Origin of the sequence: Mycobacterium sp. THU-M104 (genome assembly GCF_049197365.1) — a bacterium.
Classification (GTDB): Bacteria; Actinomycetota; Actinomycetes; order Mycobacteriales; family Mycobacteriaceae; genus Mycobacterium.
Map to the genome: position 1 here is coordinate 1 of NZ_JBMIOP010000070.1, position 5,178 is coordinate 5,178.

The window sequence follows — 5,178 nt, forward strand, 5'->3', positions numbered from 1 at the left end:
AAGGGGCGACGGGTGCTGACGCGCCGCTCACCGGCGGCCGCTCATCGAGTGGGGGCAGGTGTGTGTGGCCGGCGTCGATCCCGCCAAGGCGAGTTAGCGCCCGTTTATGGCGACACAAGTAAGCTATGTAGATGGCTACACCTACCACAACGATCAGGGTGCCGGTCCAGACTCGCGACCGACTGGCAGCCCAGGCCCGCGAACGCGGCATCTCCATTGCCGCTCTTCTCTCGGAGCTCGCCTCGCGTGCCCAGCGCGAGGCCAGCTTCCGCGCCGAACGCGACGCCACGCGCGCCGAGTCGACCGCCGCCGAAGTACGCGAGGAGGACCGCGACTGGGACGACTCCGTCGCTGACGGCCTTGCCTGAACCGCGACGAGGCGACGTTTGGCTGGTGGCACTTGGAGCCGCGCGCGCCGGTGAGCCCGGCAAACACCGCCCGGCCGTCATCGTTTCCGTTGATGAGATACTCGCCGGGGTCGATGACGAACTCGTTGTCGTGGTACCGGTGTCGAGTTCACGCTCATCGACCCCGTTGCGGCCGACCGTCTCACCGGACGAAGGCGTAGACAGCCCGAGTGTCGCTGTCTGCCGCGGCGTGCGCGCTGTCGCCCGTACCCGCCTGCTGGAAAAGTTGGGAACGCTCGCACCTGTCACGATGCGCGAAGTCGAACGCGCCCTCGCCATGATTCTGGGCGTTGAGAACTGACGCTCGTCGCGTGATCTGCGTGCCGAGAACGGGCCGGCCTGCGGGGGCTATTTCACCGGAGTGAAGGGGCAGATGATGATCCGGCCGGCCGGGCGTCCGCATCGGCCGCCGCGAGTACCGCTTGGTCGATCGTCGCCGAAACCTTGTGCTTCGCCATATCAAGGGCATCCAATCTGGGCCTGTTCGGTAGGCGAGGGATTCGATTGGTGGGAAGCCTGTGGCGGATCGGAACCTGTTCGTGCCCTTGGTGTTCCGCCTGGATTACCGCAGCCTGCCCTTCGGCAGCATCATGGTGGCGCGTCGGCCGATGAGACGATCCGTCGCCTGATCGCGAGCATTGGCAGGCGGCCGCCATCGCCGCGGTCCGCCGCTACCGGGAGAGTGACGCCCCAGGTTGGGCGGACTTTGTCGCCGAAGCCGACGAATTGACGAGTGCCGACGCGCCGATCACCGATGAGTGGGTGGAGTGAGGCGCCTGCCGCGCATCGAGCCGGGGCAGGTGTGGTTTGTCGACTTCGATCCGGTGCGTGGGCGCGGACAGGGGAAGGACCGGCCGGCGCTGGTGTCATCGCGATTCCACCTGGATTTGACGATGGGGCAGTGGATCTGGGTGCTGCCGCTGACCAGCGTGGAGCGCGTGGGTTGGTTGCACAGGGTCAACGTCGGCACTGGTGGCGGTTGGGTCATTGCTGAGCAGATCCGCACTGTGTCCGTCGAGCGGTTTCGCCGCCACGCGGCGGACATCCAACTCTCGGCCACCGAACTGAGCGACGTGCGGCACGTTCTGGCGCAGATGCTCATCGTCTGACGCATCGAGGTTTACTTGCGCGCGGATTTTTTGCTCCGCGGTGCTCGACGGGCCCATGGAACCCGCGGGCCGGGTCGGGCCGCAAACCTCTATATGAGCGGTGTGCCGTCTATGGTTGACACGTGCTGACCGATGGTGGGTTCCTTCGGCTGGGGCAGCGCCCGAGCAAACCGCGCAGTTCCACCAGCGGAACTCGCCGCAGCCGTCGCCGTCGGGCTTGCGCGGCCCCGCCGCAGTGCGATCGAAGCAAGCCGCAGAAATATCACGCTACGTCGACTCCGCTGAACTACTGCGGCCCGACCAGCACAACGAGCCGACCACAAAACCGGCACCAACTCGTGAAGGGACTAACTCGCGTGGCATCGATTCAAACATTGGAACGTCGCATCGCAGCCCTGGAAGCAAGATTGGCCGACATCGAAGGCGGCTATGGTGACACCCTGTATCACCTGCGCCGCGCAAGCATCAAGTCCGAACTTCGCCTCGGAAAGATTCTTGACCACCTCCACATCGAAGACGTCACCGAAGACGATGTTGATAACGTCCTCGAGGGTGATTAGCGGCGGGCGCCGTCCATTGCAACGCACGCGCGGGTGCGACGTTGCCGCCCGTGCCGCCTTTGGGCACCAGATCGCCTACAGCGATGTCGAAGAGCATGTCGGCCAGCCCGGTGGGGTCGCGGTCCACTGCCAGTGTGAATTCGTAGTTGATGCTCCCTGTGTGTTCAGACGAGTCCCCAGATGAGCTTCGCGCCATCCGGCGCTTTTTCGGTGCCGTTGTGCAGGTCTCGCTAGACGGTATGGGGGACTGAGGCGTCGCTCACATGTGAACGTGGGTTGCCGACAGGAAACGGGTCCTAGCCGGTAGAGCCACAAGATGTGGGAGGCCCCAGTGAAGTATCAGCGTACGAGCGTCGGGTTGGATGTGCACGCACGATCGGTGGCCGGGGTCGATCTATCTCGACGAGCTGCCGCGGCGGAACCGGGCCCGCTGGGAGTTTGCGGAAGCAGTGCTGCGCCGTGGCGGGTGAAGTCCGCGATACGCAGATATTGCGTAAGCTCGCGCTCCGTAAATGAGGCTGCTCGATCTCAGCATTCTCATCTATGCGATCGACGAGTCGTCATCTCGCCACCGGTCCACGAACGCATGGCCTGATGAGACGCTGTCGGGTTCGGGAAGGTTCGGTCCTGGTTGCGCGGCCGGACCGCGTGCTGCCCCCGCTGACCGACGACATCGTCCGCGAGACGCCGGAGCGCGGTCGCATCGTGACTTGATCAGCTATCTCGCCGCGCACAATGTCGCCGGCGGCGCAACCTACGACGCGCTGGTGAGTTTCTCAGGAAACGAGGGCGGTGAGGGTTGCGGTCGCCTCGGCAAGTGCGGGGCCGCCGATGTTGCCGATGGGTTCGTCGAGCGCCGCGCGAGGAAACCACTGAACAAGCTCCGGCAGGACAACTCCGGTGGGTTGCTGCACCGTGGCTATCAGAGCCATTGTGCCGCTGGGGATTTCACCGGGAATGAAGGGGCAGGTGATGATCCGGCCGGTGGCGGCTGCGAGGTGAATCGCGTGGGACAGCACGACTACGTAGAGTTCCTGGTCGGTGTCGCGGCGTGGCGTGATGTCGCCGGGGGCGATCACAGGCCGGTGGCCCGGTTGGCTTGATAGACCTTTTCCGCGTAGGCGTCGATATCCAGCGTTGGCACGGTGCGTGTGGCGTAGTTCTGCAGCGAGATTCGGAGATGCTCGTGGCGCAGGGCGCATTCGATCATCTCCGAACGATTCAGCCCGGCCGCCTGAGCATCCGCGTCGGCCGCCGCCAGTACAGCGTGGTCGATCGTCACCGCAACCTTGTCTTTCGTCATGTCGATTATCCTACTTCGAGTAGGATAATCAGTCGTACTAGACGGTGAGGACGAAAGGGTTGGCGGTCTGGATCCGCGATGACCGTCGCGATTTGATATCAGTTCAGCGATATCTTTTGCGTTGATGGAGCAGATCGTGATCCGCAACCTTCCCGAGGGAACCAAGGCAGCGTTGCGGGTGCGGGCTGCACGTCATCATGACTCCGTGGAGGCCGAGGCCCGCGCGATCCTGACGGCGGGATTGCCGGGTGACGATGTCCCCATGTCGGTACTGCTGGCCGCCGGCACCGGAGATGACATCGACTTCGAGCCAGAACGTCTCGGCCTGACCGCCTGGACCCCAGAACTGTGACCTATGTCCTGGCCACCAACGTGGTGTCCGCTTTGCGGGTGCCGGGACGCCACCCCGCTGTGGCGGAGTGGGCGGACTCGGTAGAGGTCTGCGAGCAGTTCTTGGCGGCGATATCGTTGGCCGACATTGAGCGTGGCGTGATCGCGAAGGAACGCACCGACCCAGCCCAGGGTGAGCACCTGCGGCGCTGGTTCGACGAGAAGGTGCTGCGCATCTTCGCCTGCCGGACGCTGTCCTTTGATCTGCCCGCCGCTCGTATCCTGGCCACCTACCGCGTGCCAGAGCACGCCGCGTATGACGATGCGCTGATCGCGGCCATCGCCCAAGCCGCTGGCAAGATTGTCGTGACCCGCAACATCCGACACTGTGAACCTCTCGGTGTTCGATGCCTGGACCCGTGGAGTGACCGCTGAGGCTGAGCCCGTCGAGTTTCGGTGACTCTGGGGTTTTTGGTCCGCCGCTACCGGGAGAGTGGCGCCCCAGGTTGGGCGGACTTTGTCGCCGAAGCCGACGAATTGGCGGGTGCCGACGCGCCCATCACCGATGAGTGGGTGGAGTGAGGTGCCCGCCACGCATCGCGTCGGGGCAGGTGTGGTTTGTCGACTTCGATCCGGTGCGTGGGCGCGGACAGGGGAAGGACCGGCCGGCTCTGGTGGTGTCATCCCGATTCCACCTGGATTTGACGATGGGGCAGTGGATCTGGGTGCTGCCGCTCACCAGCGTGGAACGCGTGGGTTGGTTGCACCGGGTCCGTGTGGGCTCCGGTGGCGGTTGGATTATTACTGAGCAGATCCGCACGGTGTCCGTCGAGCGGTTTCGCCGCCACGCGGCGGACGTCCAACTCTCGGCCACCGAACTGAGCGACGTGCGGCACGTTCTGGCGGGGATGCTCATCGTCTGATTCGTTCAGGCGTAGCCGGCAGACGTTACGTCCGTGGACTCTCTCACCCTGGACGCGCGGTCGAATCGTGACGTGATCGGCGATCTCGCCGCGCACAATGTCATCGGCGGCGCAACCTACGACGCGCTGGTCGGATCAACGGCCGCGCCGTCACCGATGTCCGCGGCGCTCACGTCAAGATTTGCTCGCCTTCGTGGCGGGACTTGATCGTGCGGCCCGCATCAGTCGGGGCGCGGCGCACGATCGTGTCGCGGTCATGGCTCGGCGGATCGATTGCTGAGCCGACAGAGGCATTCGTCGCTTTTACTTGCCTGGCCGGTTGATGAATAGTTTGCCATTCGGCTCCGACCAGATAGCGGCTCGCGCTACGATCCCGGCCAACTGTGGTTGGGTCTACGGTGCTCCGGCTGCTGTATCGCGCCAGGAAAAGGAGGGGAAGTGAACCGATTCCCCGGGGTGCGTCGGTGCGCGGTATCGACGGTCCGGAAACGCGTGGCGGCCCCGACCGGTCAGAAACTCCCGAGTTCATCGGACACCGGTCTGGCG

10 protein-coding genes and 1 pseudogene are annotated in these 5,178 nt (G+C 64.6%); 9 read left to right on the forward strand and 2 right to left on the reverse strand.

Going from position 1 to position 5,178, the window contains the following annotated elements:
* The first annotated feature begins 131 nt into the window (after positions 1-131).
* From ACOJVU_RS06790 to ACOJVU_RS06810, 5 genes and pseudogenes are all read left to right on the forward strand, one after another.
* Positions 132-368, forward strand: a complete 237-nt coding sequence (locus ACOJVU_RS06790; RefSeq protein WP_421529076.1) for an antitoxin — start codon at positions 132-134, stop codon at positions 366-368.
* Positions 361-708 carry a type II toxin-antitoxin system PemK/MazF family toxin gene (locus ACOJVU_RS06795; protein WP_421529077.1) on the forward strand — a complete coding sequence of 116 codons (348 nt, stop codon included), beginning with the start codon at positions 361-363 and terminating at the stop codon, positions 706-708. The genes ACOJVU_RS06790 and ACOJVU_RS06795 overlap by 8 nt, the downstream gene beginning before the upstream one ends.
* A 466-nt stretch (positions 709-1,174) precedes the next feature.
* Complete coding sequence (locus ACOJVU_RS06800) at positions 1,175-1,516, forward strand: type II toxin-antitoxin system PemK/MazF family toxin (RefSeq protein ID WP_421529078.1); 342 nt, start codon at positions 1,175-1,177, stop codon at positions 1,514-1,516.
* A gap of 356 nt (positions 1,517-1,872) precedes the next feature.
* Entirely contained in the window at positions 1,873-2,076 is a 204-nt protein-coding gene (locus tag ACOJVU_RS06805; RefSeq protein WP_421529079.1) for a hypothetical protein, read from the forward strand.
* A 609-nt stretch (positions 2,077-2,685) separates the two neighbouring features.
* Positions 2,686-2,790 (forward strand): annotated as a pseudogene (locus tag ACOJVU_RS06810) (antitoxin); the annotation flags it as partial.
* A gap of 62 nt (positions 2,791-2,852) precedes the next feature.
* Here ACOJVU_RS06810 and ACOJVU_RS06815 read toward each other — a convergent pair.
* Positions 2,853-3,155: a toxin gene (locus tag ACOJVU_RS06815; RefSeq protein ID WP_421529080.1), complete on the reverse strand. Its 303-nt coding sequence runs from the start codon at positions 3,153-3,155 to the stop codon at positions 2,853-2,855.
* The gene (locus ACOJVU_RS06820; RefSeq protein WP_421529081.1) at positions 3,152-3,379 is read right to left on the reverse strand and encodes a ribbon-helix-helix protein, CopG family; all 228 of its coding nucleotides are present in this window, start codon (positions 3,377-3,379) and stop codon (positions 3,152-3,154) included. The genes ACOJVU_RS06815 and ACOJVU_RS06820 overlap by 4 nt, the downstream gene beginning before the upstream one ends.
* Before the next feature lie 136 nt (positions 3,380-3,515).
* Here ACOJVU_RS06820 and ACOJVU_RS06825 point away from each other — a divergent pair, with 136 nt between their 5' ends.
* The 4 genes from ACOJVU_RS06825 (at position 3,516) to ACOJVU_RS06840 (ending at position 4,632) form a co-directional block, all read left to right on the forward strand.
* Positions 3,516-3,731, forward strand: coding sequence for a FitA-like ribbon-helix-helix domain-containing protein (locus ACOJVU_RS06825; RefSeq protein WP_421529085.1), 216 nt, complete (start codon positions 3,516-3,518; stop codon positions 3,729-3,731).
* A 116-nt stretch (positions 3,732-3,847) separates the two neighbouring features.
* Positions 3,848-4,144, forward strand: a complete 297-nt coding sequence (locus ACOJVU_RS06830; protein WP_421529082.1) for a VapC toxin family PIN domain ribonuclease — start codon at positions 3,848-3,850, stop codon at positions 4,142-4,144.
* A 21-nt stretch (positions 4,145-4,165) separates the two neighbouring features.
* A complete protein-coding gene (locus ACOJVU_RS06835; RefSeq protein ID WP_421529083.1) occupies positions 4,166-4,291 on the forward strand; it encodes a hypothetical protein in 126 nt (41 codons plus the stop codon).
* On the forward strand, positions 4,279-4,632 hold the full coding sequence (locus ACOJVU_RS06840) for a type II toxin-antitoxin system PemK/MazF family toxin (RefSeq protein ID WP_421529084.1): 354 nt from the start codon (positions 4,279-4,281) through the stop codon (positions 4,630-4,632). The genes ACOJVU_RS06835 and ACOJVU_RS06840 overlap by 13 nt, the downstream gene beginning before the upstream one ends.
* Positions 4,633-5,178 lie beyond the last annotated feature (546 nt).